Origin of the sequence: Xanthomonas sp. NCPPB 1128 (genome assembly GCF_001043115.1) — a bacterium.
GTDB lineage: Bacteria > Pseudomonadota > Gammaproteobacteria > Xanthomonadales > Xanthomonadaceae > Xanthomonas_A.
Map to the genome: position 1 here is coordinate 114,947 of NZ_LFME01000002.1, position 25,152 is coordinate 140,098.

Genomic DNA, 25,152 nt, shown 5'->3' on the forward strand with positions numbered 1-25,152 from the left:
TGCGCGGGAATTGACGGGAAGCACATGTGGCTGACTCAAAAGAAGAATCGTTGATGCACAAGGCTTCGGCTATTTCCGTTGCCCCGATGATGGACTGGACCGACGCCTAGCCAGAGCGGGGCTTTCCGGGTTGGTGGTACACATATGGCGCAGTAGCCCGTGGCGGCATGAAAAACAAAAGCCGCCCGCAGGCGGCTATTTGAGGCAGCGGCGGCAGCGCTCAAGACGCGGCGGCCTTCCGCTGGGAATCCCACCACACCGCCACATCCCGCGTGTCGTATACGTCGCCTGTCCTTGCGGGCAGCAGGCGTGCACTGTGCTTGTTCGCCATGGTCTTCATGGAGCTGCCGGGGTAGAAGGCGTCGCGCAACTGCTCGATCGTCATCGTGGCGCCGTACTTCCCGAACAGTAGCCAGAAAGTCGAAAACTCGTTGTCAGCCATGCTGATTCTCCTGTAGCAGGTACTGCGGGTCGATGTTCCATCCAGCCTCGCGCGCACCGAGGATCCGCAGCTCGGCCGTGTCGTGCTCGTCAAGCCGCAGAAAGGCCGCAGCCGCGTCGATATGCGCTGGCGAGAACGCGCGGCCGTCGTAGAACATGTCGTAGACCGTCTGCGGCTTGCACTTCCACGGGCCTGCCAGCTCCTGCATGCGGTGGCCCTCCTCGCGGAGGTGCTGGCGTAGGATCTGCCGAACCGTGGCCTTTCCGCGCGGAACTCGGATCGGGCGGCCGCGCAACGCCATTCCGTTATTGCGGGCTTGCCTCGGGAGGGCGTGCTGGCGCTCAGCCATGGCTGCCGCCCTCCTGCGCGTTCAGCTCCGCGCCGCTTGCCCAGGCGCCCCAACCCCAAGCCTGCTTGTCCTCGGTCGGATGCTTGTCCGTCCGCGGCCTGCTGGGGCAATTCCAACTACGGCCGCGGACGCTCCACAGGAACTTCCAGCCAGATGCGCGCAGGCTCGCGCCAGACTCGCTGGCCAGAATGTACGTCAGGCCGCGGCGGTAGCCTTTCGACTCAGCCGCGCGCCGCGCTGCCGCGTACAGCATGCTGCAGGCATTGGGCGCTCCGTCCGTGCATAAGCGCGTGACCTCGACGGTCAGGCCGTCATCCAAGGCTCGCGCCACCGGCCGGCCGGAGACGGCGACGCCGACCAAGCGACCAGCGTCATCGTGCACTGCCTGGCGCCACAGGGCACCGACTGGTATGCCATGGTGTCGATGATGTGCGCGGACGAAATCGTCTGCCACGTCGCGGGTTATCGGGCGAAGTTCGAGCATCACCGCCCCTCCTGCGCCGGCGCGGCGGCGAGCATGGCGTCGAGGAATAGCCACACAAACTCATCGAAGTCACCCCTGAAAAGCGTCCGGCGAACCAAGAAGCTGGCTACGCCGTCGGCGGTAATCCGGATGTCGTCGCCCTCGCGAGAAAGCACCCACCCATCCGGCACCTGCGCCTGCGAGGCGAGGGCGGCTTGCCATGCGCGCCAAGCAACTTCGTAGTGAAATGATCCGCTTTCGAGTGGGCGAGTCCTATCCCACCACGACTTGAAAAGCGCCCGCTGTTCGGTGTCAGCCATTGCAGCCTCCCAGCACGCCGCGCTCGGCGTTGCGCAGGGCGCGCACCAACTTCGGCGCCCACCAGGCCGGCCGCCCGATGACGGTTCCGGCGGGCATCTCGCGCTCCAGCCACTGGACGAATAGTTCCGGCAAGCCCTGCTGCTCGGCCTGCGGCTCCCGGCACCACTGCAAACCGTCCCAACTCCAGCCCTCGGCGAGCATATGGGCGACGGCGGCTTGTCGGCGCGATGTTTCGCGTGCGCGGTCGTGCTGCTCGGCCTGCGGCTGCGCTGCCTGTAGCTCGGGGAGGGCTTGCAGCATGCAGATCCATGCGCGGATCGCCGCTGGCGCATTGCCATGCGTGATTTCGCAGCTGTCGGCCACGTCGGCGAAGTTGTGCATCGAAGCGATGATCGTCGGCAGGTCCGGCGCATCGGGGGTGATGGTCGTGGTCATGCGATGCTCCAGTGGCCCTTGGCGAACTTGATGAGACCCTGCTTTCGCAGAGCCTGCAGCCGCGCGTCGACGTAGCGGCACTCTGGCTTGTCTTTCGGCCCATCGGCGGCGATAACCCTTACCTCGTGGTCGACGTTGGCGCAGATGGATGTGAAAGTGCTCGTTCCGCTTCCGATCGCGTCGATGATCGCGTCATCCAGGTGGTCGTACTTGCTCATGCGATGTCCTTGGGCGCGCGACGCACGCGGTTGATGAGGCGCCGCCACCAGGTGGAGCGCAGCCGCTCGACCTCGGCGCGGAGCCGGATATTCTCTTCGGTGATGCTGGCCAGGTGCTGACGCAGCAGGTCCTTGGTGGGCTGCTTCAGCCGGCGCGGCTGGCGGGGGAAAAGCTGGTCGGTCATACGCCGCACATCCCTTCGCATTCGTCGTCCCACAGGTTCGGCTGGCCGTTTTCCTCGGCTGTCGAGAGGTCTACGAGCTCCAGCGGCACCATGCTGTCGTGTACGTAGCACTCACCTACCAGGCGGCCGTAGCCCGGCGTGCGGATCGCCCGATCTATCTCGATCGCCCGCTGGAAGTCTTCGGGCGCTTCGTCGCGCAGACGGCGCCATTCCGCCCTTCGGCGGTACGGGCAGAACACGCAAGCCGACTTCGGCGGGATCGGATACCCGTTGCGGCGCAGCCACTGTTCGCAATCCCAACGGGTCATCCGCAAGTCGACCAGCGGGTACTCGTTCGCCTGCCATTTATCACGGCTGACCTTCATCCTGCCGGCTTCGTCGAGGGAAATTCCGATCACTTGGGTGACCATTCGTCCTGCCGGTACTCGGTGGCCTCGGTCAACACCCAGCAGCTCGCGCACGCGCTTGCGGATGACGTCGATCTTGTAGTCTCCGGTGCATTGGCGGCGCAAGATGCCGCGCGAGCCGTCCGGGTTCTTCACGTAGAACGGGGGTCTGGCGTCGTTGCGTGCCTCGCCGGAGGAAGCCGCCAGAATCTCCGCACCAAGGTCGCCGGCACTGACCACGTCGGTGGGGAATGGCAGCCTGGGTAGCAGCCATTCCAGGTGACGGTATACGGCTGCCGGCTCCGCGTGCGTGTCGGCGAAGATGGCACGATCAGAAGGCGCAATCTCGGCGTGGGCCATCATCAGGGCAATGGTCGTGGACTGGACGCCGGCACCCAGGCTCAGGATCCGAAGTTGTGCAGAGCTGCCGTCAGCCACGGCGCACGTCCCGCTGCGCATCGTCGCGCAGCTGCTGCAGCGCCGGCAGGACATTGAGGCGGACCAGCTCGTCGCCGGCGGCGGCCTCGCGTGCGCGCTCGACGGCCCACTGCAGGGCGGCCAGCTTGTCTTTCTCGTGGATGTTCATGCGGTGATCCCCATGGTGGCCAGGTCGATCTCGTCGACGCGGTCGCGCAGCTTGTGGCGCGCGCGACGCAGGTCGTTGGCGATGGCGCGGCGCGGCGTAGCGGCGTGGAAGGTGTGCATCGAGCAGTGCAGCGCGCCGGTCAGGTCGCGCCGGAACAGGCGGTAGGTGACGGTCTGCTCGCTGGGCAGCACGCGGCCCCAGCTGAAGCCGCCATTGCGTCGCGGCGCGCGGCGAGTGAAGGGTCGGATCATCCTGCGATCCTCCGGAAGCCGATTAGCCAGACCCACGGGTTGCTGTCCCAGTCGCCGCCGGTGCTGGTCCAGAGATCCGCGAACGAGGAGCGATAGGTCGGCCCGAGGCATCCGACGTCTGCGCAACTCCGGCGCGTGTGGTCACACGGCTCCGTGTCGCGTGTGACCCCTTCGGCCGCGCAGTCTTCCTCGCTGATCGCCTGCAGCCGCTCTACGCGCACGTCGGTGATCTCTAGCACCAGGCGACACGCCCAGCGCGGCATGTGGATGCTGGGGCGCCAGGCGAAGCCCTCGTCATCTTCCAGATTCCGCACGTAGTCTTCGTCGGTGGCCGCGTAGACCAGCTCGACGTCGGCGCGCTCGTCTTCTGGTACGCGTGCGCCTCGGTAGTCGTTGATGAAGTGCGTCTCCCGCACCCACAGCCGGTCGCCGGGCTTGCCGAAGGGGCAGTGAATCACCCTGCGACTGTGGTCATCGACATCGGTCTGGACATCGAGATACCACTTGTCGGTTCCTTCGAGCTGATCGTCATCTCCGTACCCGAGTTGATGGATTCCGGAAAGATCCCAGTCCATGATGTCGCGGCCGAAGTGCTCCCACGACGGGACATCCTTGATCGGGCGCCGCGTCTGGGTCTTCTGGCCGGCCAGGATGGCGCGCACCATCGCGCTGTTGAACAGGATCGGTCGTTCTTTCACGCTGCGTTCCTCAGAGTCTCGCGGCGCGCCGGGCCGAACCACAGGCACGCCAGGTTGTTGAGTCGGACCTGCACCGGGTCGATGCGGACCGGCGCCAGCGGCGCGCGGGTGCGCTGCACGTCGTTGTCGCAGAGCCGGCATGCGCCGCGCCGCTTGCCGCCGGCCCAGTTGAACTGGGTCTCGGGCAGCCGCCGCGCGCAGTGGGTGCAGGTCCGAAGCATCACGCGGCCTCGGCAGCGGTGAACCGCTCGGGCAGGTGCTGGCGCGCGAATGCGACGAACGCCGCCAGTTCGCGCTCTACATCCGCGGCCAAGCCTGGGTAGCGGTACATCGTCAGCAGGTGCACCGCGCGCACGACGTAGGTCTTCGGCTCGCGCTCCGAATTGCTCCACTCGAACACGTTCCAGCGGAACTCATCGGCGCCGAACACCTCCAGATAGATGCGCCACTGGTAGCTGTCCAGGAAGCGCTCGGGGTCGAAGCGCGCGGTGGTCTTGTGGTCGTCCACCCGGCGCCCATGGATCGCGTCGACCATGCCGACCAGCGTCACCGGCACGCCGGCGATGACGTAGTCGCGCGTCGCCTTCAGCTCGCGCACGTCGGGGATGTCGATCTCCACGTCGGCGGCGATCTCGAACCGGTAGCCGTCCTGCTCGAACACGCCGACCTCGCCCGGCTCGGCCAGCTCCAGCGCCTTATGGAACGCGCAACCGGCCAGCATCGGCTCGGTCGGCTCCATCTGCCGCCGCAGCTGGGCCAGCAACGGCTCCAGCTCGGCGTCCTCGTTGTCCCGGTAGTACCGGAACGCATCGATCTCGGTGGCGGACACGCGCATGGTCAGGCCGCCTTCTGCTCGACGTACTCGCCGGCCTTCTTGTCGAAGTTCAGGCCAAGCTTCTTGGCGCGATCGTTGATCAGGGCCTTGACCACCATCGGCGCGTCTGCGGCCGAGGCCACCAGCGCGTTGATGCCCGGGGCGTCCTCGACGTCAGCCAGGCGCTCGCGCCACTTCTCGATGACCGCCTGGGCTTCGCGCTGCTCCTCGGTCAGTTCGTTGAGCCGCGCTTTGATGCGCTCGATCACGTCGGCCAGGAACGTGGGCGCCAGGTCCGGACGCGGTACATCCAGCGGGTCCAGCTGGCCAGGGTTCTTGCCGAACGCGGCGTCGGTCGGGCTGAAGTTCAGCACGCGCTTGCCGTCGCGGATCGACAGCCGGCCCATCGCGTCGGCCGCCTTGTAGATCTCGCCCTTGCTGCCACCCTGGACGTCCAGGCGCTCGATGATCTCGTCGCCGTTGCGCTGCTCGTCCATGTGCGCGATCAGCACGACGTCCTTGCCCAGGCCGTTGAGGTGCTTCAGCCACGCGACGAACTCGGCCTTCAGCGTGCCGTAGCCCTGCAGCGTCAGCGCGCCGCCGCGGCCCGCCTTCGGGTTGCGCCGGATGATGTCGGCGGTCAGCACGTCGAGCGCGCGGCCGGCCGTGTCCACGACCACCGTGTTGAAGTCGGCCAGGTCGTCGGCGGTGATGCTCGCCACGTCCTCCCAGGACTCCACCTGCACGGTGTCCTTGCGGTTGGTGGCGCGGTGCGCGCCGCGGTCGAAGTCCAGCAGGAGGGGCTTGTCGGCGGTGAACGAAATCGACGTCTTGCCCAGGCCGGGCGCGGCGTAGATGCACAGGTTCAGGCGGTTGACCTTGATCGGGTCGGAGGAGCGGACGATGCGGAGAGCCATTGTTAGAACTCCAAAGGCGTTTGGTCGAAGGGATAGGTCGGATCGGGCAGGTCGGGTTCGCGCGGATCGGTGACGTCCGGGAACTCGTCGCGGTCGGTTGGCATGGCGGGAAGGCGCCGGCGTGGCCCGGCCGGCTCGGGTGCCCAGGGAGGGCGAAAGGGTCAGGCGGCTTGGCGGCCGGCCTCGATCAGGCGTTGCGCCTCGGCGTCGGCATCCGCGGCGTCCTGATGGTCGAGCGTGTCGCCGACATCCGCCTGCGGCTGCTGCGCCGGCTTCGTCGGCGGCCGCACGATCAGTTGCACCTCGTTCTGGATGAGCTGGCAGAGCTGGCCGGCTTCCTCGGCGTCGGGGTGGCAGATCGCGCTGAAGGTGACTGCGACGCTGCCGCCTTCCAGGGGCTGGAAGCGGAACTTCTTCAGCGTCACGTCCACCAGCACCAGCGGCTCGGTCAGACCCAGACTGCCGCCGATCTCGATCTCGTAGCCCGGGAACTCCTCGTCCCAGGCGATAGCGCCGATCCGCGGGAACTGCACTGCCACCAGCGCTTCGCCGCCGTCGATCAGATCCTGCTGCTCGCCCTTCAGCGCCTTGCGGTACAGCGCCGCGCGCAGCTTCTTGCTGAAGTGGTCGAGCACCCCGTTGGACGTGGTCACCACGATCTTGATGTCGCCGGCGGTGACATTGTCCTGGCCGTGCTTCTCGGCTCGGGGGTTGAAGTTGGCGACCTTCGCGGTCGCGTCGTCGAGTTGGAACATGGTTGCCTCTCGGTAGGGCCGGCAGCGCCGGCGGGGAGTTAGGCCTGCTTGGCAGCAGCGGCTTCGGCCTCGGCCTCGGCGAGGCGGCGCATGTCTTCCAGCGCCTCGGTGTTGCCGCAGTAGAAGTCGGGGATGCGCTCCAGCTTCGGATCGCTGGACATGTAGATCAGCGCAGCTGCGACGGAAGTGCCGAACGCGTATTCCAGGGCGCGGCCGCCATCGCCGGCCAGCGTCACCACCCAGCCCGCGCGGCAGTGCGTGGTGTTGCACGCATGCCAGGAACCCATGTCCAGCGCCTCGCGCTGCGACGCCGCGGCGTACACGGCCTGGTGAATGTCCTTGATGACGACGGGGCAGCGGCTGCCGTCGGCACCGCTCAGGTCGGCACAGCGCAGGTCGGCACCGCTCAGGTCGGCACCGCTCAGGTCGGCACAGCGCAGGTCGGCACCGCTCAGGTCGGCACCGCTCAGGTCGGCACAGCGCAGGTCGGCACCGCTCAGGTCGGCACCGCTCAGGTCGGCACCGCTCAGGTCGGCACAGCGCAGGTCGGCACCGCTGGCCGCGGCGGTCTTGACGGCGAATCCCAGCTGCACGCCATACGACTTGCCGGCGACTTCGGCGGACAGTTCGCAGCTGTACTGGACATTGCCGCTCCAGCGTTTCTTGATCTCGAATTTCATAGTGACGCTTCCTTGGTTGGGCTGGTTGGTAGTGGATCAGCGGATGCCGCGCCGCGGCGGTTCGGGGAAGTCGGATCAGTAGGGCTTTTCGACCTTGCCCTGGTCCTGCAGCGACTTGATGCGGAACAGCTCGTTGAGCAAAGAATCCATCTGCATGGCGATCTGGTTGCGCAGGCCATCCTTGAGCGCGCCCGTCACGTTCAGAGCGCTCTGCCTCATCGCAGCGCTGAAGTCCTCGGCACAGATCTGCGTCATCAGGAACTCGGCACGGGTGACGCTGCTGTAGTCGCTGCTGGAAGGCTTGCCAGTCTTCGCGTCGACCTTGGCTGACCAGTAGCCGGACACGGTCTTTTCCAGTTGCTTGCGGATGGTGGTCACCGGCCCGTCGGGCTGGCCCCAGGCGGTGACGCGCTGGTATTCAGCATCGAAGGAATTGGCCACCGCAGCATCGATCGCGACCTGGATCTGCGCTTCGGCTCGATCCACAAAGATCGCGTTAACGCGCTTCTTCACTTCCAATTCGATGAGGCCGGACAAGTCGTCGTCATGGCTGACGATCTCGTCCGCCGCCTTCGCGACGATTGCGGCTTTCAGGTCTTCTTCGTTGATGTTGAGCATGGCTTGCATCCTTCTTGGTTAGCGGATATCGCGCTTGGGCTGCGCGGGGAAGTCAGGGGTGTTCGGTCGGATGAAGGGGACAGGCTTGCGGCGCTGCCGGCGCGCAGCGCGCCATGCCCGGTGCGTGGCGATCAGCGCCCACACCAGCAGCACGGCGACCACCGGGCCGACGGTCCACGCCTCGACGATCACGCACCGGCGCAACAGGTCGCCCAGGAAGCCGACGGCCATGCCGCACGCCAGCAGACGGAGGAGGGCGGATGGCTTCACGCGTCACCTCGCGCTTTCGCCATTGCGCGCAGCGCGAAGTCCCAGGTGGCATCGGTGTGGCCGAACTGCTCCAGGCGCTGCAGTGCCTCGTAGAGATCCGGCGCTGCGGCGATCAGACGGGCGTTGGCGAGTAGTTCGACAGCTATCGGGCTTCCTTCATCCAGGCCGATTCGGATGTTGTCGGCGTACACGCAAGCAGGCACTTCCTTGCGCGCCCCGGCGCTCGGAAAGCTGCCAATCTTGTGGCAGCTGCCGCAGGTAGTTTGGACCGTCTCAAGCGCCCACGGCCCAGGCGTCCACTTCGTCTCGGCAGCCATCAGCGCACCGCCATCACGAGCAGAGTGAACAGCACGCCAGCGCAGAACGAGCACGCGCCGATCAGGAACAGGCCTTCCGCTTCCTCGCGGATCGGCGGGATGTCTTCGAAGTGATCCATGGTCAAGCGGCCTCCGGGCCGTTGTCGTCGGTGGTCGTGGTCTGCATGCGGGCGCGGCGCGCGCGCTCCGCCAGTTCGTTGCGCACCTGCTGCGGGCAGCCGGCGGCGAGGAAATCGCGCTCTGCCTGCCGCGGGTCGTAGCCCAGCTCACGCGCCAACTGCCGGACGTGCGAGATCTGGTACTTGTCGTGCGAGTCGCGCACCGGGAACTGCAGGATCTGGGCGCTCATGGCTAGCGCCCCCGGCGGTAGCAGCGGACTTCCCACTGCTCCCACTCCATGCCGTTGTGGGAAATGAAGCAGTCGAAGCCGCGACGGCTCATCGAGTCAGCGAAGCGGATAGCGTCCTGATGGATGCCGAACCGCTCGATTCGATCGGCCACCCGCTTGCGCCGAAACGCAAGACACAGCAGTGCGGCGATCACTGCGGCGATGAGCCAGTAAAGGCCGCTCATGGCGCACCGCCTACGCGAGCCAGGGCGGCATATAGGCGACGAGGCGTCTCCTGTTCTCCGGGGGCAGCCTTGGACTGCAGAACCGCAGCAGCATCGCGTGACGCAGCGATCAGTTCGGTCATGGCAGCTCGCTGTGCATAGACCACGGCCTGCAGTTCTACTGCGGTCATGTCGGCAAGCTCTTTGCCGCGCAGGCTTGGCGGGCGCACATCGACAGGGGCGGGGGCGGTCATGCCGCCACCTGCCAGGGCATGGCCGACGCAATCTGCGGCAGCGGAACGTCAGTGAAGGCCCGCGCGAATGCCGCGCCGTAGCGCTGCGACTGGATCGGGTTGCGGCGCAGGTGGCCAGGGCGGGCAGCGGCCAGCAGTTCCAGCGGATCGATCGGCGCCCAGCGCACCCAGCCATCGCAGCACAGCGGCTCGGTGCACGGCACCGCGAACTCGCACTGCGGGTCCTGGTCCCACGAGTTGTTGCGGGTCAGCTCGCCAGCACCCTGGCACGTCCTGCAGACATGCTCGGTCGGCGTGTTGCGCGTGTAGTAGCGGCCCATCTCGTTCTCCCTGCCCGTGTGCTGGGCGATGGGAGAAGTCTAGCGAACTAGACTAGGTAGTCAAGAGAACTAGACAAACTAGACGAAGAAATTTATGAACGGAGTGCCCGTTGTTCATTTTCTGCGGTAGCAGCGCACTTCCCACCGGGGTGGCTGAGTAGAGACTTGCTCAATCCAGCAGTGGTAGTCGCCGGAGTCCTCTTGCGCGACGGCGAAAGCTTGCGCGGCTTCCCGACTCGCGAAGTACTCGATGCGCTCGGCGACGCGCTTGCGCCGGAAAGCTATGACGAGCAGTGCTGCAGCGATGATTCCCGCGATCCATGCGAGGGGTTCCATTCCCTATCCTCAGTCGGCCCAAGCCCCGATCCAGTGTACACGCCCGATCACGGTGATCGGCTCTCGCCTTGAGTCCATGCGCCTGGGGCGTCGCCAGTTGTGGTCGCCTGCGGGGTTGTCCGATTGGAAGTAAACGGCGCCATCCAGCACCAGCGCCCGCTTTACGAAATACTCGGGGTAGGTCATGCCATCCACCTGGATCACATACAGCAGGCCATCGACCACACGGGTGTCGGAGGTGTCGAACAGGATTGCGTCGCCGTCCTTGATCGTCGGCTCCATGCTGTCGCCCTTGCCGTAGTAGACGGCCAGGGGGTGATTGTGGATGCCGCGCCGTCTCAGGCTAGAAGACTTGAATTTCAGCTTGTGCGTCTCGGCGTATTCGTCTGCCTCGGCGCCGGCTCCAAGGCCGACCGCCTGGGAGTAGCCGACGATCCCGACATAGCCGTCATCTTCGTCCGCTTGTTCGCCGCCCTCTATCGGCCCGCGCCCGTACTGCAGCCACTCTTGGTTGACCTGCAGCGCCCTGCTGAGCTTCGTCACCGTGCTGGCGCGCACCTTCTCCGCGCTCGTTGTGCCGTCCAGCAGGAAGTAGATTCCGGCCTTGCTGAGCACCTTCCGAGCGATCAGGTCGCCCGGCGTCATGCCGCGGAGGGTTAGGGCGTGCTTTAGACGCTCGGCCATCGTGTCCATAGGTCTAGAACAGTAGAGCGCATTCAGACTAGAGCGCTTGACACCGCAGTCTAGTTCACTAGACTCAGCAACCATGGACATGACCAAGCAAGCAGTGAAGAAGGCCCTCAAGCTTGAGACCGACGCCGAGCTTGCTCGGTTCTTTGGCATCGGCCGCTGGGCAGTAGGCCAGTGGAAAGACGAAAAGCCGATTCCCCCGCTTCGACAGTTCCAGGCGCGCGACCTGCGCCCCGACGTCTTCGGCCCCCCGCCGGCGAAGAAGCGCCGGAAGGCTGCATAGCTCCATGGACCTCGGCCAGCTTCTGCTCTGGCTCACGTACCCGTCAGCGGTCGATCGCATAGCGCGATCCGCTTACGCCGCCACGCGCGCTAGCCAGCTTCCGCATGACGAGCTTGCCGCGGACCCAGCGCACGGCGAACCAGTTTCCTCCGATCCGCACCAGCGTCGTGACGTTGTGCGGGGTCTGTCTTCGTAGCAATTCCATCTCGGGTCGTCCTCGTGGCGGCCTTCCATTTCCGCTCGACCTCAACCGTCAACACGAGTCATGACCACTCAACACGCGTTACCGCTGATCGGCGCAGTCCCCTCGATCAACCGCGTCCCGATGCACCTCATCGGCCTGTGCCACAGCTCCGGCGATGCCGTGCTGCTGGCGATCCGCGTCGGAAAGAAGTCGCAGCGCCAGGTGGCGCACGACATCGGCATGGAGCCGGCGCAGCTGTCCCGGATCGTCGGCGGCACCGCGCACATGCCCGCGGATCTGGCGCTGGACTTCGCCCGGGCGGTGCGCAACTGGGGCTGGCAGCAGTGGGTCGCGCACAACTGCGGCATGGACCTGGTGCCGCGCACCGAATCGACCGAGGAGCGGCTGCACCGCCTGGAGGTCGAGAACGCCGAACTTCGCCTGAGGAACGCTGCATGAGCACCACCATCATGGCGGCCTGCTGGCCGATGCAAATGGCGCCGACGCCGAAAGCCGTCCTCATCTCGCTGGCAGACAACGCCAACGACCAGGGCGAGTGCTGGCCGAGCATCCCGAAGATCTGCGAACGCACCTGCTTCAGCGAGCGGACGGTGCACGCCGCGATCAAGTGGCTGGAGGACATCGGGCTGGTCGTGGCTGACCGATCGAACGGCCGGCACACGCGCTACACGGTGCGTCCCGAAGCCTACAAACCACCGCAGGAGCTGCACCCCCGCAGCTCTCGCACCCCCGCAGCTCCTGCGGTGCAACCCCCGCAGATCTCGCAGAAACCCCCGCAGCTCCCGCAGTCACCCCCGCAGGAGCTGCGGTCTAACCGTAAAGAACCTACAAGAACCGTCAGAAGCAACCGTCAGGGAGACGCAGCTGTCGCTGCTGACCTCCTGCCCGAGTTGCCGGTGAACCTGGTGAAAGATTTCCTGGCGATCCGGAAGGCGAAGCGGCTGCCGTTGACCGAGACGGCCGTCGACGGGATGAAGCGGGAAGCCGCCAAGGCCGGGATCACGCTGGAGTCGGCGGTGCGGATGTGCTGCGAACGTGGGTGGGCGAGCTTCCGTTCCGACTGGCTGGCGCGCGACGGTGCCCCGGCGGCCGGGCAGGCCGTGTACGGCCAGCAGCAGCAGCGCGACCCGAACGCTCTGCCGAGGCTGGTGGCATGAGGCGCGACGACTCGGTTTTCCACGTCGAGCGGCTGGTGCTGTACACCGCCATGGCCCGGCCGTCGGCGCTGTCGGAGATCTCGCTGCAGGCCAAGCACTTCGGCCACGAGGCGCACGCGCAGCTGTGGGAGCTGATCCAGGCGCAGACGCTGCAGAACCGGCCGATCGACCCCGTGACGATGGTTGACGCCGCCGCGCGCCTTGGCGACCACCGGCTGTCCGAGTTGGCGATGGCGATCGGCAGCGCGACGGACCTGTACCCGGTCACCGAGGCGGGCTACCAGGCGCGGATCATCGCCGAGGCCTGGCGTGCACGCGAGACGCTGCAGATCGGCCTGGACCTAGCTGCCTCGGCGAAGCAGCGCGAGGAAGGCGCGGCCGATCGCGCGATGCAGCGGCTCATGGACCTGCACACCGATGACCGCAGCTACGAACACACCGCGCGCACCGCGATGCAGGCTGCGCTGGACGGGGCTGCGCGGGCGCGTGCCAACGGCGGCCGCATCCTGGGTGTGCCGACGGGGATCTTCGACCTCGACGACACGCTGGGCGGCCTGCACGACTGCGACCTGATCGTGATCGGCGCGCCTCCCGGCACAGGCAAAACAGGCCTGCTGCTGGGCACCACGGCCGCCGGCGCGAAGGTCGGCCCCGTCGGCCTGATCTCGGGCGAGCAGCCGCACGACCAGGTCGGTCTGCGCTGGCTCGCCGTGGGCAGCAGCATCGGCGTGGGCCGGCTGCGCGCCGGCAAGTTCGACGAGCACGACATGTCGAGCATGGATCACGCCGCCGAACGCTTCGGCGCGCTGCCGGTGCACATCCTTGATCGCGGCTCGCCGGACATCACCGAGGTGATCCGCGTGGCGCGGCGCTGGAAGGCGCAGTACGGCCTTCGGGCGCTGTACGTCGATTACCTGCAGCGGCTGGAGATGGAGTCGCTGTCGAAGGCGCCGAAGCACGAGCGGATTGGCGCCATCGCACGGAGTCTGAAGAACCTGGCGCGCGACCTGCGCATCCCCGTCGTTGCGCTGTCGCAGGTTCGGCGGCCGCAGACCGAGAAGCCGGGCGACAACCCACGGCTGACGATGCACCACCTGGCCGACAGCTCCGAGATCGAGAAGGAGGCCGACCAGATCATGATGCTGTGGCGCGACAAGTCGAACCCCCAGTCGGAGCGCAGCGCGGCCGAGATCAATGTGGTCAAGAACCGGCACGGGAACATCGGCACGGTCTACTGCACCTGGCACGGCGGCACCACGTCGTTCGTTAACCGCAGCGCAGCGGATGAGTTCGAGGGGGCCGCATGACCACGGCCGCCGCGAAGAAGGTGCAGAGCAAGCGCGCGCGCCGGCCGGTCTACGCCGTGGTGGAGCGCGTGGTGGTGCTGGAGACTGGCGAGGAGCGGCTGGCCATCCTGGCCGCGCACCCGATCGACCGGAAGCTGATGCACGAGCGCGGCTACCGACGAGGCGACGAACTGCGGCTGGAGATCAAGAAGCCGCGGAACGTGAAGTTCCACCGCCTGGCGCACGCCGTCGGCGCGCTACTGGTCGAGAACGTCGAGGCGTTCCGCGCCCGCGGCAGCCACGACGCGCTGAAGCAGGTGCAGCGCGAGGCCGGGGTGTGCTGCGAGCCGATGGAACTTGACCTGGGGCCGGTGCTGGGCAAGGTGGCAGTGCAGGTGCCGCGCTCGATCGCGTTCGACGAGATGGACGGAGCCGAGTTCGAGCAGTTCTTCCTGGGCATCTGCGACTACATCGACCAGCACTACCAGTCAGCGATGACCGAGGAAGTGCGGGCTGAGTACCTGCTGATGGTGGCTGGGAACGGAACGCAGCCGGCGCCGGCGCGGAGGGCTGCATGATCCAGGTCGCCGTCCTGTTCGCCCGTGCCGATAGCGTCTACAAGACGCTTCCCGGCTGCGACGTGTACGACATGGAGCGCGACGCGCGCACGTTCGCCGGCGGCATGCAGGTGGCGGCATGAAGCGCGGCCGCAGCACTGGCGCTCCGACGCGCGCGCAGCAGGCGCGGTTCGATGCGATCCGCGAAGTCGGCTGCATCGTCGCGCGCTCCCTCGGCCTGGGCCACGTGCCTTGCGAGATCCACCACCTGACCGTAGGCGGCAAGCACGGCGCCCCGCGGCGCGGCCACGACTACACCGTCGGCCTCAACAGCTGGTCGCACCGCGGCGAGCCGTTCGGCGGCATGTCGGCGGCGCAGTGCGAGGCGATGTTCGGCCCCTCCTACGCGCGCCAGCCGCGCGCATTCCGCGAGCAGATCGGCAGGGACGACTACCTGCTTGACCTGCAGAACACCCTGATCGAACAGCACACAGCGAGGGCAGCATGATCAACGAACAGCGATACGAGCAGGCGAGGGAGGCCGGGCGCCGCGCGCGCCAGGTCGGGAAGGGGCGCGACGACGGCCCGCGCTACGGCATCACGACCGACGACCGGGCGCTGCGGGAAGCCTGGGTGCTGGGCTGGGATGCAGAGGACCAGGAGCGCAAGCCGCGCCGGAGCGCGGCATGACCAAGACGCTGGCCAAGAAGATCCACGACCGGCTGCAGCGCGTCGGCAAGCGCGCTGGTCTGGCGCCGGCGCAGAAGCCAGTGGCGCAGACCGGGCCGGCCGAGACCGTCGAGCAGTTCCTCGCTCGCGGTGGGCGCGTGCAGCAGCTGCCTGGCATCCAGGGCGCGCCGCCGCCGCGTACCATTCCGACCTGGAGAAATGCGCTATGACCATGCGGCTGACGTTCGGTGTGGACCCGGGATTGACCGGTGCGGTGGCGACCCTGATCGATGGTGAGGCCGGCCCGATCCTGGACATGCCGACGGTGCTGGTCGGCGACTGGCGGGAGGTCGACGCAAGGGCCTTGGCGGTGTGGATCCGCGAACAGCGTGCCGCGCACCCCGGCGCCTACGTCTGTGCCTGCATCGAGAAGGTCGGTGCGCGGCCCAACGATGGCGGCACAACGGCTTTCCGATTCGGCGACAGCTACGGCCAGGCGCGCGCCGTGCTTCAGGTCCTTGGCATTCCCTACACCCGTGCCATTCCGGCGGTGTGGAAGCGCCGCATGGGGCTACTGGGGCAGGACAAAGACGCGGCGCGCCAGCTCGCCCTGCAGCGCTTCCCGGCTGCCGCCACGCAGCTGCAGCGGAAGAAGGACGACGGTCGCGCCGACGCGCTGCTGATCGCGCTGTACCACGAACACACAGAGCAGGGGGCATGGGCAGCATGACCCGCGACGAATTCGACAACCTGCTGCGCCTGTGGGGCTGGGCGTTCGGCCCGCGCCGCCAGGAGCAGGAAGAGGGCGCCGGCATGTACGGCACATCGGCGCTCGCCGGGCTGGGCCGGCCGGCGACGATCCGGCAATCGACGACGATGGACCGCGGCGGCGTGGCGCGGCGGCGCATGCTGGGCGTTGCCGCCGGTCTGGTCGATGACGCCGGCGTCGTCCATCTCGTGCCGGCGTGGACCGTCGAACCAGTCCGCGGAACGCAGACCCGCACCGGCGCGGCGAAGGTGCTGGCGCCGGACTTCAGCATTCCCGCCGATGCGCTGCGCGTGGAGCAGTCCGTGACCCGACTACGCCGGCAGGAGCACGACCTGGCGACCGCGCTGCGGACCCAGTTCTGCACGGTGCTCGGCGGCCAGCGCGACAAGGCAGACCACCTGGGGCTGCGGCTTGGCGTCTATCGGGAGCGTCTGGCGGAGGCCAAGGGGTGGGTGCGCCGCGACCTCGACGCTTGACGCGTTCCGAACGCTGATCTACTCTCGGCGCCATTCCTCAGAAGTCCGTCAGCGGCCCGCCATCGAGCGGGCCGTTTGCGTTTCTGGCCTCCCCGAAGGGACCCCCATGTCGCTCCTACCCCTCCCGATCGCGCCCGCGCTGGCGCTGTCGCAGATCATCGTGCCTGCGCTCGTCGAGATAGGCGACGGCATGGACTCACCGCCGGCGCGCGTGCAACTGCTGGCCATGGCCATGCAGGAATCCGGCCTGAAGACCCGCCACCAGATCGGCGGCCCGGCGCGTGGCCTGTGGCAGTTCGAGACCGCCGGCGTGCGCGGCGTGCTGACGCACTCATCCAGCCAGCGGCGCGCGCGGGCGCTGTGCGAGCGCCACGGCATCGCGCCGACCATCGCCGCTGTATTCGACGCGCTCGAACGCGACGACGTTCTGGCGGCCGGCTTCGCGCGCCTGCTGCTGTGGACGCTGCCGGTAGCGTTGCCGGCGCTGGGCGACGAGCAGGAGGCCTGGAACCAGTACATCGAGGCCTGGCGGCCGGGCAAGCCGCACCGTGACCGCTGGGCGACGGTGTACCCGCAGGCGCTCCGGGCGGTGCAGGGGTGAACATGGAAGTGCAGCCAGGCAACGACGGCCGCGCACGTGTCGCGCTGGGGCCTGTGGAGCGCTGGGCCGCCGGCGTCATGGGCGCGGCGATCGTCATGTGCGGCTACTGGCTGCTGGGGTCGGTGCAGTCGATGCTCGGCCAGCAGCAGGCCACCGCGCAGCAACTGGCGACGATGACGCAGCAGCTGCAGACCATCAACACGCAGTTGGCGGACGTGCCGGCGTTGAAGCTGGAAGTCGCGAAGACGCAGATCAAGGTCGAGCAGCACGACCAGGAAATCAAGGAGCTGAAGCAGCTCCGAGGTATGAAATGAAGGTCGAACTGATCGAGGACTGGCGCCGCGCGTGGAAGCTGGCCAGCGTCCAGGTGTTCGCTGGTATCGCGCTGTTGCCGGACATCTACAACGGCGTGGCCGCGCTCGGCTGGATGGATGAGCTTCCCGGCCCGGCGAAGTGGATCATCCGAAGCATGGGCGCCGCCGGCGTGATCGCGCGCATCGTGCGGCAGAACTCCCCGGCGCCGCGCGCATGATCGCCACCCCGGACCCCGCGCGCCCTTACCTCGCCACTATCCGCGTGGTCGGCTACTGCCTGCTGGCCGGCGTCGTGCTAATCGCTGGCTGCAACCTAGGCCAGCGCATGAAGAGCGCCGACGCCGCCGACAAGGTGGCGGCTGCCGGCAAGGCGCAGGCCAAGGCCGAGCAACTCGCCGCCGACCGCCTGGCGTCGGCGAACGCGTGCGGCGCGGCGCTGGCCGACGTCAACCGCGATACCGCGCTGGCGAAGCAGCGAGCGGACGACTGGAAGCGAGCCGCCGAGATCGCCGACGCTCGTGCCGCGAAGGCCACCAGCGCCGCCGCCGCGGCCGCCGCGCGCGCCGACAAGGCCCTGCAGGCGGCCAAGGCCAATGCAACTTGCCGCTCGCAGCTCGCGATAGAGCTGTGCCCCGAGATCCCACTGCTGTAGGAGCAGGCCATGACCGACCACCAGATCGAACAGGAAATCCAGGCCAAGGGCCTGACCGCGCCGCGCGTGAAGCCGGCGGACATCGAGGCGGAGATCGCCAGCGAGTACTACTTCACCGCGTCCCATGGCGCGGCCAGCGAGTTCGCGCTGACCAAGTTTCATGGTGAGGACTCCTTGCCGCATGCACCCCTGGAAATGCTCACCTTCTGCGTGCTCGTGCTGCGCAACGGCTTCACCGTCACCGGCGAATCGGCCTGCGCCAGCCCGGAGAACTTCGACGCCGAGATCGGCCGCAAGATCGCGCGGCAGAACGCCGTGGCGAAAGTCTGGCCGCTGCTGGGCTTCCGGCTGCGCGACAAGCTGGCGGGCTGACGATGCACCGCCTCCTGTTGATCGTCGTGCTGCTTCCGCTCGCTGGCTGGGGTGGGTGCTCCGCCCCGGTGAAGCCGCAGATCCCCGAGAAGGTCTACGTGCGTGTCGAGGTGCCGGCGCAGCTGCCCAAGAGCCTGACCGCCGGCTGCCCCCCGGTGCATGCGCAGCAGCGCTCGATCGAGGCCGTGGTGTCCGCCTACAACACCAACATCCCGAGCCAGACCGACTGCGACCAGCGCATGGGTGAGATCCGCCGCCTGACCGCGCCGGCCCAGGAGCAGAGCAAGCCGTGAGCGCCTGCGACGAAATCGGCACCGTCAGCCGCGCCTACGTCTCGGCGCACGACCGCACCCGCATCCACCAGGTCAGCGTGCCGCCCGGTGAGCGCCGCTGCGTCGTGGCCGACTTCAACGGAGCGCTGTCGCCGGCCCGCTCGATCGCCTCGGCCGAGTGGCGGCTGTCCAGCCTGGGCGTGGCGTCGATGAGCGACGCGGCCATCCCGAACGCACGCACGGCGCAGGTGCAGGTGCGCGTCGGCTTCCCCGGGCAGGTGGCGCTACGCTGCGTGGCCACGCTGGACAACGGCGAGACCTACGTGCAGCGCTACGTGATCGTCGTGCCGTCGATGCCGTTCTTCGGCGACGAGGCGGTGCAGGCCGGCCCGCTGGTGCTGACGGCGGTGCCAGCGTGATGCGTAGTACGATTGCCGCGTCTGGGTGTGCAGGAGCCGGCGCAGAAGCTTGCGACGGGAGCCAATCGCCGGTGTGTGCTGGGTTCAATGACCAGGCCCGCAACGCCACGCCGGAAACGATAGGCGTCTCCAGGGCATTGCCAGCGGGTTCGAGTCCCGCCGCCCAGACGCTTCACCTCGGGGGCTGCTGCTGATGGCACGCCCCAGCAAGTACAGCCAGGCGCTGCTGGACCGCATCTGCCAGGAGCTGGCCAAGGGCCGGCCGCTGACGGTCATCTGCCGCGAGATCAGCGACGAGGGCACCGCACTGGCTCCACGTACCGTTCGCGACTGGATCAACGAGCGGGACGCCGACGACAAGCTGACCGAGCGTGCTCGGCACGTATCCGCCGCCATCGCGTGCGCGAGGGAGCTGGGCGAGGAAGCACTGGCCGAGCAGTGCCTGGAAATCGCCGACGACAGCCGGAACGACTGGATGGACCGCGCGGCAGAGAAGGGCGACGAGATCGCGCTGCAGTTCAACGGCGAGCACGTCCAGCGCTCCAAGCTGCGCATTGAGACCCGCCTGAAGCTGCTGGCGAAGTTCAACCCGAAGCGCTGGGGCGACAAGGTGGCTCAGGAGATCAGCGGCCCAGGCGGCGCGCCGGTTCAGTCGGTGACCCGCATTGAGCTGGTGGCGGCGACCGGCTCGCAGGTAGCGGATGACCACAGTCCGGATTGAACTGCCGCCCAAGCTGGTGCCGGTCTTCGCCGGTGAGGCTGACTTCCGCGGCGCCTACGGTGGACGCGGCTCAGCCAAGACGCGCAGCTTCGCCAAGATGGCGGCGGTTCGCGCTCTCATGTGGGCGCAGGAAGGGCGCCGGGGTGTAGTGGTGTGCGGTCGCGAGTTCATGAACTCGCTGGCCGAGTCGTCCATGGCCGAGGTCAAGGCGGCGATCCAGTCGGAGCCGTGGCTGGCCGCGCACTTCGATGTCGGCGAGGAGTACATCCGCACCGCTGACCGCAGGGTTGAGTTCGTCTTCATCGGCCTGCGCCGCAACCTGGACAGCATCAAGTCCAAGGCGCGCATCCTGCTGTTGTGGGTGGACGAAGCGGAGAACGTCAGCGAGACGGCCTGGGAGAAGGCAATCCCGACCGTTCGGGAGGAAGGGTCCGAGATCTGGGTGACCTGGAACCCTGAGCGGGAAGCCAGCGCGACGCACAAGCGGTTCCGCGATGATCCGCCGGCGCGCAGCAAGATCGTTGAGCTGAACTGGCGGGACAACCCTTTCTTCCCGGAGTCGCTGAACCGCAAGCGCCTTGAGGACAAGGAGAAGCGGCCGGACAGCTACGACCACATCTGGGAAGGCGGGATGAAGACGGCGATCAGCGGCGCGTACTACGCCGCGGCGCTGGCGCAGGCCAAGGAAGAGGGGCGAATCAGCCGTGTCGCGGCAGACCCGCTCATGACCTTGCGGGCCTACTGGGACATCGGCGGCACGGGTGCCAAGGCCGACGCTTGCGCAATCTGGATCGTTCAGTTCATCGGTCGGTCTATCCCCGTGGTGCGCTACTACGAGGCGGTCGGGCAGCCGCTGGCAACGCACGTGGACTGGCTGCGCCGGAACGGCTTCGATCGCGCTGCCTGCGTGCTTCCACACGACGGCGCAGCGCACGACAAGGTGCATGCGGTCAGCTACGAGAGCGAGTTGCGCAAAGCTGGCTTCGAGGTTCGCGTGATTCCCAATATGGGAGTCGGCGCGGCGATGACTCGCATCGAGGCGGCGCGGCGCGTGCTGCCCAGCGTGTGGTTCAACAACGCCATGGTCCGTGATGCACGGGAAGGCCTGGAAGGCAAAGAGGCGGACGCCACCGGCGCCGGCCGAGCGGCCTTGGGCTGGTATCACGAGAAGCGCGACGAGAAGCGCAACATCGGCTTCGGCCCGAACCACGACTGGGCCAGCCACGGCTCCGACGCATTCGGCCTGATGGCCGTGGACTACCTGAGCACCGACCACACGACCGTGGCCGACACCTCCGGTCTGATGGACTACCCAACGGATTACTGATGGCAGATCGCACCGACAACGACGCGCTGGCCGAGATGCGCAAGCGATACGACCGAGCGACCGAGGCGTGCAGCAAGCTGTACGACGCGGCGCGCGAGGACGAGCGGTTCGTCACGATCCCCGGCGAGCAGTGGGACAAGCAGCTGAAGGCTCGCCGGCGCAACCGGCCGACCTACGAGTTCCCGAAGCTTTACCCGCACATCCGCGACGTGGTCAACGAGATGCGTCAGGGCCGGCCGCAGGGCAAGGTGCGCCCGTCGGAGGAGAGCGACACCGGCTTGGCCGAGATCATGCAGGGCATCTGCCGCAACATCGAGTCGGTGAGCAACGCCGACCGCGCCTACGACATCGCCTACGAGAAGGCGCTGAAGGGCGGCTTCGGCGTGTGGCGGATCTGCACCGACTACATCAACGACGACGACTTCGAGCAGGACATCTGCATCAAGGCGGTGCGCAACCCCTACGCCGTGAAGTTCGACGCCGCGGCCCAGGAGATCGATCGGCGCGACGCGAACTTCGCGTTCGTGGAAGAACTGATCCCCGAGGCCGACTACGAGCGGCAGTGGCCGGACGTGCCCCTGGCTGACTTCGAAGGCGACGCGGCACACGACCAGTCGAAGTGGCGCGAGGCCGGCAAGGTCCGCATCGTCGAATACTGGTACAAGGAGCCGAAGAAGCGCGAGCTGTGGGCGCTGAGCAGCGGCGCGGTGGTGTTCGCCGACGAGGCTGGACTGGACGAGGACGAGCTGGCGCTGGCCGGCCTGCAGATCCTGCGCCGGCGTACCGTGGACTCTCACGTCGTGAAGGTCCGGCTGAGCAACGGCAGCCAGTGGCTGACCGAGCCGCAGGTGTTCCCGAGCAAGTACATCGGCCTGGTGCCGGTCTGGGGCAACATCGACAATATCGACGGCGAGGACTACTGGCAGGGCATGGTCCGCGCGAATAAGGACCAGCAGCGCTTGCACAACGTGCACCGCACCGCGGCGATCGAGGCCGTGGCGAAGTCGCCGAAAGCGCCCTTCATCTTGAGGATGAAGGACATCAAGGGGTACGAGAATTTTTGGAAGGCAGCGAATTCCGAGGACTTCCCGTACCTGCCCCTGGCGGACGCCGCGACCGACATCCCGAAGCGCTCGCAGCAGGCTGAGATCCCGGCCGCGCTGCTGCAGCTGGCGGCGATGGACAACGAGGACATCAAGGCCAGCACCGGCCGCTACAACGCCAGCCTGGGCGCCACGTCGAACGAGACCAGCGGCCGCGCGATCAACGCGCGCAAGCTGCAGGGCGCGGTGGCGACCTTCAACTACCTGGACAACCTGGGCTACGCGATCCAGTACACCTACGAGATCCTGGTCGACATGATCCCGCGGGTGTACGACACCCAGCGCGTCGTGCGCGTGCTCGGCGCCGACGGCGGCGAGAAGTGGAAGACCCTCTACCAGGAGGTGGTGGACCCGGAGACCGGGCAAACCATAGTGCTCAACGACATCCGCAAGGGGAAGTACGACGTGACCATCACCGTCGGCCCGAGCTTCGCCACCCAGCGCATGGAGGCTGTCGACGCGTTCACCCAGATGCTTGGCCAGATGGGGCCGGGCCTGCCGCCGCCGATCGCCGCGCTCATGGCATACACCGCGATCAAGAACATGGATCTGCCGGGATCGGAGGAGCTGGACGAAGCGTTCCGCAAGATCCTGGTGGAGCAGGGCGTCATCCCTCCGAAGGACGGCGAGGAGCCGCCGAAGCCGCAGCAGCCTGACCCGAAGGTGCAGGCGGAAGCCGGCAAGACCGCCGCGCAAGCGCAGTTGGCGCAGGCCCAGGCCGAGGGCCAGCAGTTGGAGAACCTGACGATCGCTCAGCAGCTCCAGCTGCAGCAGATGCTGCCAGCCATCCTGCAGCAGCTGCAGGCCACGGCAGCGCCGCCGGGCGCGCCGCCGCTACCCGACCCGCAGGGCATGCCGATGCCCGCCCAGATGCCCAATCAACCGCCGCAAGGCGGTTTTTCTTTGCCCGCACCCACGGCGTAACGCCGCCCGCATCGGCCCGGCTTGGCCGAAACCCGAGAGGATGAGATGAGCGACAACACCGAAGCCCTGCCCCAGGGCGGCCAGACCGTGGCCGAAGGGAACACCCAGGCCCAGCAGCCGCAGCCGCGCAACGACATCGAAGCGCAGCGCATGGAGGCCGATGCGGCCGCCCAGCAGCCGGCCGCCGACAAGGACAAGGCCGATGCGGAGCGCAAGCGCAACCGCACGCGCGACTACATCCAGCGGCTGAACGCGGAGAACGCCGAGTACCGCCGCAAGATCGCCGACATCGAAGCCCGCCTGCCGAAGGCGCCCGAACCGAAGGGTGCGCCGAAGCCGGAGGACTTCAATTTCGATGAAGACGCGTACCAGCGCGCCAAGATCCAGCACGAGCTGGCCGAGGCCCGCAAGCAGTGGGACGCGGAAAACCAGACCAAGGCCGAAGCCCAGAAGCAGCAGGAAACCGCCAACGCGTATGCGCAGCGCGCAAACGCATTCGCCGCGATCCATGAGGACTACCTCGAGGTCGTCGGTTCGATGGATCCCTCGCTGCTGCTGCCGGAGCTTCAGGCCGCGATCATCGCCCACGAAAAGGGGCCGGAGATCGCTTATCGGCTCGCCCAGAACGAGGACGAGCTGCTGCAGTTGGCGTCCACACGCCCCGAGCTACTGGAGCGGGCGCTGGCCCGCTACGCCGCGCGCATGAGCGATGCGCCGCCGGAACCGATTGCGCCTGCCGCGGCCGCGGCGAACGCACTGGCCACTCCGGCAATCGCCACCCAACCCAAACCCATTTCCCAAGCGCCGGCCCCCGCGCCGCGCGTCGGCGGTCGTGCGCCAGCGGAAACCCCGCCGGAAAAGCTCACCGACGACCAGTGGTACGCGCGTGACCGGGAGCGCAGGCGCAAGCGATAACCCATAGGAGTTCACCATGGCCAACGTCGGCCAAGCACTGACCCACCAGATGGTTGCCCGCGAGGCGGCCAAGATGCTGGTGGAAGAAAACGAAGTCGTCAGCAACATCAACACCGACCGCTCGATCGAGTTCGGCGAGGAGGTCAACGGCTACGGCAAGGGCGACACCGTCAAGGTGATGATCCCGCCCACCCCGGTCGTGTTCGACGGCAACGTGTTCGCCGGCGGCAGCTCCACCGCGCCGTCGACCAACGAGAGCTACGTCAACCTGATCCTGGACACCCAGAAGCACGTCGGCCTGACCTTCGGCGCGAAGGAGAAGAAGCTCGAGCTGACCGACTTCAAGAAGCGGTTCCTGAAGCCGGCCATGCAGGCGCTCAGCTCCAAGATCAATGCGGACCTCCTGAACCGCATGCGCTACCAGACCGCCAACGTGGTGGGCACCTGGGGCACGATCCCGAGCACCCGCACGCCGTACCGCGCGGCCAGCGCCATGCTGAACCGCTTCCTGGCGCCCAGCGGTGACCGCAGCCTGCACTTCTCGTCCGACGCGAACATCGCGCTGGCCGAGGCCAACTCGCCCCTGTTCCACACGAAGGGCGAGTTGGAGGAGGAGTTCAGCGAGAACGCCGTCGGGCGCTTCGCCGGATTCGACTTCTACGAGCAGCAGGGTCTGTCGGTGCAGGCCAACGGCGCCGGCTCCGGCTACGCGGTCAATGGCGCTGGCCAGACGGGCAACCTGCTGGCGGTGACGACCGGCACCGGTGCGCTGACCCGCGGTACGGTCTTCACCATCGCCGGCGTCAACGCGGTGCACCCGATCACCGGTGCGGATACCGGGCAGCCGCGCATGTTCGTGGTCACCGCAGACTACGCCGGCGGCGCGGGCAGCGTCTCGATCTTCCCGGCGATCTACCCGGTCACCTCGACCTACATCGGCACCGTCACTGCATCGCCGGCGAACAGCGCGGCGATCACCGTGTTCGGCACCGCCTCGCAGAGCAAGCGCCAGGGCATCGGCTTCCACCGCGATGCGTTCGCCGCCGCTTTCGCGCCGCTGCCGGTGCTGGCGTCCTGCGAGGGCTACACCGCCACCATCGGCAAGGTCAGCGTCCGCGTGATGACCTTCGGCGACGGCTACAACGACCGGGAGAACACCCGTATCGACGTGCTGTACGGCGAGGCCGCGGTGCGTCCCGACCACTCGGTGCGCATCACCGAGTAACCCCACAGGGGCCGGCCTTCGGGCTGGCCCCTTTCCGTTTCGATCAGG

At 67.4% G+C, this 25,152-nt stretch carries 49 protein-coding genes; 23 read left to right on the plus strand and 26 right to left on the minus strand.

Annotated features, from left to right (window positions below; genetic code table 11):
* Positions 1-220 precede the first annotated feature (220 nt).
* The 25 genes from ACP93_RS02430 to ACP93_RS02540 all read right to left on the minus strand — a co-directional run bounded on the left by ACP93_RS02430 (position 221) and on the right by ACP93_RS02540 (position 10,860).
* A complete protein-coding gene (locus ACP93_RS02430) occupies positions 221-442 on the minus strand; it encodes a hypothetical protein (protein ID WP_048489207.1) in 222 nt (73 codons plus the stop codon).
* Positions 435-791: a hypothetical protein gene (locus ACP93_RS22200; protein WP_228135932.1), complete on the minus strand. Its 357-nt coding sequence runs from the start codon at positions 789-791 to the stop codon at positions 435-437. The genes ACP93_RS02430 and ACP93_RS22200 overlap by 8 nt, the downstream gene beginning before the upstream one ends.
* On the minus strand, positions 784-1,275 hold the full coding sequence (locus tag ACP93_RS22205) for an XF1762 family protein (protein WP_048489208.1): 492 nt from the start codon (positions 1,273-1,275) through the stop codon (positions 784-786). Before ACP93_RS22205 ends, ACP93_RS22200 begins: the two co-directional genes overlap by 8 nt.
* Positions 1,275-1,574 carry a hypothetical protein gene (locus ACP93_RS02445; RefSeq protein WP_048489209.1) on the minus strand — a complete coding sequence of 100 codons (300 nt, stop codon included), beginning with the start codon at positions 1,572-1,574 and terminating at the stop codon, positions 1,275-1,277. Before ACP93_RS02445 ends, ACP93_RS22205 begins: the two co-directional genes overlap by 1 nt.
* On the minus strand, positions 1,567-2,010 hold the full coding sequence (locus ACP93_RS02450) for a hypothetical protein (RefSeq protein WP_048489210.1): 444 nt from the start codon (positions 2,008-2,010) through the stop codon (positions 1,567-1,569). Before ACP93_RS02450 ends, ACP93_RS02445 begins: the two co-directional genes overlap by 8 nt.
* Positions 2,007-2,228: a hypothetical protein gene (locus tag ACP93_RS02455; RefSeq protein WP_048489211.1), complete on the minus strand. Its 222-nt coding sequence runs from the start codon at positions 2,226-2,228 to the stop codon at positions 2,007-2,009. The genes ACP93_RS02450 and ACP93_RS02455 overlap by 4 nt, the downstream gene beginning before the upstream one ends.
* Entirely contained in the window at positions 2,225-2,413 is a 189-nt protein-coding gene (locus ACP93_RS02460) for a hypothetical protein (protein WP_048489212.1), read from the minus strand. Before ACP93_RS02460 ends, ACP93_RS02455 begins: the two co-directional genes overlap by 4 nt.
* Positions 2,410-3,237 carry a hypothetical protein gene (locus ACP93_RS02465; RefSeq protein WP_204243624.1) on the minus strand — a complete coding sequence of 276 codons (828 nt, stop codon included), beginning with the start codon at positions 3,235-3,237 and terminating at the stop codon, positions 2,410-2,412. The genes ACP93_RS02460 and ACP93_RS02465 overlap by 4 nt, the downstream gene beginning before the upstream one ends.
* The gene (locus tag ACP93_RS21975) at positions 3,230-3,385 is read right to left on the minus strand and encodes a hypothetical protein (RefSeq protein ID WP_157862422.1); all 156 of its coding nucleotides are present in this window, start codon (positions 3,383-3,385) and stop codon (positions 3,230-3,232) included. The genes ACP93_RS02465 and ACP93_RS21975 overlap by 8 nt, the downstream gene beginning before the upstream one ends.
* Positions 3,382-3,636 carry a hypothetical protein gene (locus tag ACP93_RS02470; protein WP_048489214.1) on the minus strand — a complete coding sequence of 85 codons (255 nt, stop codon included), beginning with the start codon at positions 3,634-3,636 and terminating at the stop codon, positions 3,382-3,384. The genes ACP93_RS21975 and ACP93_RS02470 overlap by 4 nt, the downstream gene beginning before the upstream one ends.
* Positions 3,633-4,334 carry a hypothetical protein gene (locus ACP93_RS02475; protein ID WP_048489215.1) on the minus strand — a complete coding sequence of 234 codons (702 nt, stop codon included), beginning with the start codon at positions 4,332-4,334 and terminating at the stop codon, positions 3,633-3,635. The genes ACP93_RS02470 and ACP93_RS02475 overlap by 4 nt, the downstream gene beginning before the upstream one ends.
* Positions 4,331-4,555: a hypothetical protein gene (locus ACP93_RS02480; protein ID WP_048489216.1), complete on the minus strand. Its 225-nt coding sequence runs from the start codon at positions 4,553-4,555 to the stop codon at positions 4,331-4,333. The genes ACP93_RS02475 and ACP93_RS02480 overlap by 4 nt, the downstream gene beginning before the upstream one ends.
* Positions 4,555-5,169 carry a hypothetical protein gene (locus ACP93_RS02485; protein ID WP_048489217.1) on the minus strand — a complete coding sequence of 205 codons (615 nt, stop codon included), beginning with the start codon at positions 5,167-5,169 and terminating at the stop codon, positions 4,555-4,557. The genes ACP93_RS02480 and ACP93_RS02485 overlap by 1 nt, the downstream gene beginning before the upstream one ends.
* Before the next feature lie 2 nt (positions 5,170-5,171).
* Positions 5,172-6,065 (minus strand): ATP-binding protein, encoded by an 894-nt coding sequence (locus ACP93_RS02490; RefSeq protein WP_048489218.1) that lies wholly within the window; start codon positions 6,063-6,065, stop codon positions 5,172-5,174.
* A gap of 161 nt (positions 6,066-6,226) precedes the next feature.
* A complete protein-coding gene (locus ACP93_RS02495; protein WP_048489219.1) occupies positions 6,227-6,820 on the minus strand; it encodes a hypothetical protein in 594 nt (197 codons plus the stop codon).
* A gap of 38 nt (positions 6,821-6,858) precedes the next feature.
* Positions 6,859-7,500 carry a pentapeptide repeat-containing protein gene (locus tag ACP93_RS02500; RefSeq protein WP_048489220.1) on the minus strand — a complete coding sequence of 214 codons (642 nt, stop codon included), beginning with the start codon at positions 7,498-7,500 and terminating at the stop codon, positions 6,859-6,861.
* A gap of 75 nt (positions 7,501-7,575) precedes the next feature.
* A complete protein-coding gene (locus ACP93_RS02505; RefSeq protein WP_048489364.1) occupies positions 7,576-8,118 on the minus strand; it encodes a hypothetical protein in 543 nt (180 codons plus the stop codon).
* 18 nt (positions 8,119-8,136) lie between these two features.
* Positions 8,137-8,388 carry a hypothetical protein gene (locus ACP93_RS02510; RefSeq protein ID WP_131721567.1) on the minus strand — a complete coding sequence of 84 codons (252 nt, stop codon included), beginning with the start codon at positions 8,386-8,388 and terminating at the stop codon, positions 8,137-8,139.
* Positions 8,385-8,705 (minus strand): hypothetical protein, encoded by a 321-nt coding sequence (locus ACP93_RS02515; RefSeq protein WP_048489222.1) that lies wholly within the window; start codon positions 8,703-8,705, stop codon positions 8,385-8,387. The genes ACP93_RS02510 and ACP93_RS02515 overlap by 4 nt, the downstream gene beginning before the upstream one ends.
* A 121-nt stretch (positions 8,706-8,826) precedes the next feature.
* Positions 8,827-9,054: a hypothetical protein gene (locus ACP93_RS02520; RefSeq protein WP_048489223.1), complete on the minus strand. Its 228-nt coding sequence runs from the start codon at positions 9,052-9,054 to the stop codon at positions 8,827-8,829.
* Positions 9,055-9,056: 2 nt separating this feature from the next.
* Positions 9,057-9,278, minus strand: a complete 222-nt coding sequence (locus tag ACP93_RS02525; RefSeq protein WP_048489224.1) for a hypothetical protein — start codon at positions 9,276-9,278, stop codon at positions 9,057-9,059.
* Positions 9,275-9,511, minus strand: coding sequence for a hypothetical protein (locus tag ACP93_RS21630; protein WP_131721568.1), 237 nt, complete (start codon positions 9,509-9,511; stop codon positions 9,275-9,277). The genes ACP93_RS02525 and ACP93_RS21630 overlap by 4 nt, the downstream gene beginning before the upstream one ends.
* A complete protein-coding gene (locus ACP93_RS02530; protein ID WP_048489225.1) occupies positions 9,508-9,831 on the minus strand; it encodes a hypothetical protein in 324 nt (107 codons plus the stop codon). Before ACP93_RS02530 ends, ACP93_RS21630 begins: the two co-directional genes overlap by 4 nt.
* 114 nt (positions 9,832-9,945) lie before the next feature.
* Complete coding sequence (locus ACP93_RS02535) at positions 9,946-10,167, minus strand: hypothetical protein (protein ID WP_048489226.1); 222 nt, start codon at positions 10,165-10,167, stop codon at positions 9,946-9,948.
* A gap of 9 nt (positions 10,168-10,176) precedes the next feature.
* The gene (locus tag ACP93_RS02540; protein ID WP_048489227.1) at positions 10,177-10,860 is read right to left on the minus strand and encodes a S24 family peptidase; all 684 of its coding nucleotides are present in this window, start codon (positions 10,858-10,860) and stop codon (positions 10,177-10,179) included.
* Positions 10,861-10,939: 79 nt separating this feature from the next.
* Here ACP93_RS02540 and ACP93_RS02545 point away from each other — a divergent pair, with 79 nt between their 5' ends.
* Positions 10,940-11,140, plus strand: a complete 201-nt coding sequence (locus tag ACP93_RS02545) for a helix-turn-helix domain-containing protein (protein WP_162208493.1) — start codon at positions 10,940-10,942, stop codon at positions 11,138-11,140.
* 43 nt (positions 11,141-11,183) lie between these two features.
* On the opposite strand, the gene ACP93_RS21980 is transcribed toward ACP93_RS02545, so the two are convergent.
* The gene (locus ACP93_RS21980; protein ID WP_157862423.1) at positions 11,184-11,345 is read right to left on the minus strand and encodes a hypothetical protein; all 162 of its coding nucleotides are present in this window, start codon (positions 11,343-11,345) and stop codon (positions 11,184-11,186) included.
* Positions 11,346-11,405: 60 nt separating this feature from the next.
* Between ACP93_RS21980 and ACP93_RS02550 the strand changes: the two genes are divergently transcribed.
* The 22 genes from ACP93_RS02550 (at position 11,406) to ACP93_RS02650 (ending at position 25,104) form a co-directional block, all read left to right on the plus strand.
* Positions 11,406-11,783 (plus strand): helix-turn-helix domain-containing protein, encoded by a 378-nt coding sequence (locus ACP93_RS02550; protein ID WP_048489229.1) that lies wholly within the window; start codon positions 11,406-11,408, stop codon positions 11,781-11,783.
* The gene (locus tag ACP93_RS20790; protein WP_053069662.1) at positions 11,780-12,502 is read left to right on the plus strand and encodes a helix-turn-helix domain-containing protein; all 723 of its coding nucleotides are present in this window, start codon (positions 11,780-11,782) and stop codon (positions 12,500-12,502) included. The genes ACP93_RS02550 and ACP93_RS20790 overlap by 4 nt, the downstream gene beginning before the upstream one ends.
* On the plus strand, positions 12,385-13,809 hold the full coding sequence (locus ACP93_RS20795) for a replicative DNA helicase (protein WP_131721569.1): 1,425 nt from the start codon (positions 12,385-12,387) through the stop codon (positions 13,807-13,809). The genes ACP93_RS20790 and ACP93_RS20795 overlap by 118 nt, the downstream gene beginning before the upstream one ends.
* Positions 13,806-14,366: a hypothetical protein gene (locus ACP93_RS02565; protein WP_048489230.1), complete on the plus strand. Its 561-nt coding sequence runs from the start codon at positions 13,806-13,808 to the stop codon at positions 14,364-14,366. Before ACP93_RS20795 ends, ACP93_RS02565 begins: the two co-directional genes overlap by 4 nt.
* On the plus strand, positions 14,363-14,488 hold the full coding sequence (locus tag ACP93_RS22430; RefSeq protein ID WP_255347922.1) for a hypothetical protein: 126 nt from the start codon (positions 14,363-14,365) through the stop codon (positions 14,486-14,488). The genes ACP93_RS02565 and ACP93_RS22430 overlap by 4 nt, the downstream gene beginning before the upstream one ends.
* Positions 14,485-14,853, plus strand: coding sequence for a Ref family recombination enhancement nuclease (locus tag ACP93_RS02570; RefSeq protein WP_048489231.1), 369 nt, complete (start codon positions 14,485-14,487; stop codon positions 14,851-14,853). The genes ACP93_RS22430 and ACP93_RS02570 overlap by 4 nt, the downstream gene beginning before the upstream one ends.
* Positions 14,850-15,035 carry a DNA-directed RNA polymerase subunit omega gene (locus ACP93_RS02575; RefSeq protein WP_048489232.1) on the plus strand — a complete coding sequence of 62 codons (186 nt, stop codon included), beginning with the start codon at positions 14,850-14,852 and terminating at the stop codon, positions 15,033-15,035. The genes ACP93_RS02570 and ACP93_RS02575 overlap by 4 nt, the downstream gene beginning before the upstream one ends.
* On the plus strand, positions 15,032-15,244 hold the full coding sequence (locus ACP93_RS02580; RefSeq protein ID WP_048489233.1) for a hypothetical protein: 213 nt from the start codon (positions 15,032-15,034) through the stop codon (positions 15,242-15,244). The genes ACP93_RS02575 and ACP93_RS02580 overlap by 4 nt, the downstream gene beginning before the upstream one ends.
* A gap of 44 nt (positions 15,245-15,288) precedes the next feature.
* A complete protein-coding gene (locus ACP93_RS02585) occupies positions 15,289-15,744 on the plus strand; it encodes a RuvC family protein (RefSeq protein ID WP_131721570.1) in 456 nt (151 codons plus the stop codon).
* Positions 15,741-16,259, plus strand: a complete 519-nt coding sequence (locus tag ACP93_RS02590) for a hypothetical protein (protein ID WP_131721571.1) — start codon at positions 15,741-15,743, stop codon at positions 16,257-16,259. Before ACP93_RS02585 ends, ACP93_RS02590 begins: the two co-directional genes overlap by 4 nt.
* Positions 16,260-16,365: 106 nt before the next feature.
* Positions 16,366-16,860, plus strand: coding sequence for a hypothetical protein (locus ACP93_RS02595; protein WP_048489235.1), 495 nt, complete (start codon positions 16,366-16,368; stop codon positions 16,858-16,860).
* Positions 16,861-16,862: 2 nt separating this feature from the next.
* The gene (locus ACP93_RS02600) at positions 16,863-17,174 is read left to right on the plus strand and encodes a coiled-coil domain-containing protein (protein WP_048489236.1); all 312 of its coding nucleotides are present in this window, start codon (positions 16,863-16,865) and stop codon (positions 17,172-17,174) included.
* The gene (locus tag ACP93_RS02605; protein ID WP_048489237.1) at positions 17,171-17,392 is read left to right on the plus strand and encodes a DUF7940 domain-containing protein; all 222 of its coding nucleotides are present in this window, start codon (positions 17,171-17,173) and stop codon (positions 17,390-17,392) included. Before ACP93_RS02600 ends, ACP93_RS02605 begins: the two co-directional genes overlap by 4 nt.
* The gene (locus ACP93_RS02610) at positions 17,389-17,826 is read left to right on the plus strand and encodes a hypothetical protein (RefSeq protein WP_048489238.1); all 438 of its coding nucleotides are present in this window, start codon (positions 17,389-17,391) and stop codon (positions 17,824-17,826) included. Before ACP93_RS02605 ends, ACP93_RS02610 begins: the two co-directional genes overlap by 4 nt.
* A gap of 9 nt (positions 17,827-17,835) precedes the next feature.
* Positions 17,836-18,198: a Gp49 family protein gene (locus ACP93_RS02615; RefSeq protein ID WP_048489239.1), complete on the plus strand. Its 363-nt coding sequence runs from the start codon at positions 17,836-17,838 to the stop codon at positions 18,196-18,198.
* A 2-nt stretch (positions 18,199-18,200) separates the two neighbouring features.
* Positions 18,201-18,491, plus strand: a complete 291-nt coding sequence (locus tag ACP93_RS02620; RefSeq protein WP_048489240.1) for a hypothetical protein — start codon at positions 18,201-18,203, stop codon at positions 18,489-18,491.
* Positions 18,488-18,889, plus strand: a complete 402-nt coding sequence (locus ACP93_RS02625) for a hypothetical protein (protein WP_048489241.1) — start codon at positions 18,488-18,490, stop codon at positions 18,887-18,889. Before ACP93_RS02620 ends, ACP93_RS02625 begins: the two co-directional genes overlap by 4 nt.
* Positions 18,890-19,082: 193 nt before the next feature.
* Entirely contained in the window at positions 19,083-19,610 is a 528-nt protein-coding gene (locus tag ACP93_RS02630; RefSeq protein ID WP_053069665.1) for a terminase small subunit-like protein, read from the plus strand.
* The gene (locus ACP93_RS02635; RefSeq protein ID WP_048489242.1) at positions 19,591-20,937 is read left to right on the plus strand and encodes a PBSX family phage terminase large subunit; all 1,347 of its coding nucleotides are present in this window, start codon (positions 19,591-19,593) and stop codon (positions 20,935-20,937) included. The genes ACP93_RS02630 and ACP93_RS02635 overlap by 20 nt, the downstream gene beginning before the upstream one ends.
* Positions 20,937-22,964 carry a portal protein gene (locus ACP93_RS02640; RefSeq protein ID WP_048489243.1) on the plus strand — a complete coding sequence of 676 codons (2,028 nt, stop codon included), beginning with the start codon at positions 20,937-20,939 and terminating at the stop codon, positions 22,962-22,964. Before ACP93_RS02635 ends, ACP93_RS02640 begins: the two co-directional genes overlap by 1 nt.
* A 45-nt stretch (positions 22,965-23,009) precedes the next feature.
* Positions 23,010-23,879 (plus strand): hypothetical protein, encoded by an 870-nt coding sequence (locus ACP93_RS02645; RefSeq protein WP_048489244.1) that lies wholly within the window; start codon positions 23,010-23,012, stop codon positions 23,877-23,879.
* Positions 23,880-23,895: 16 nt separating this feature from the next.
* The gene (locus ACP93_RS02650) at positions 23,896-25,104 is read left to right on the plus strand and encodes a P22 phage major capsid protein family protein (RefSeq protein ID WP_048489245.1); all 1,209 of its coding nucleotides are present in this window, start codon (positions 23,896-23,898) and stop codon (positions 25,102-25,104) included.
* The last annotated feature ends 48 nt before the right edge of the window (positions 25,105-25,152 follow it).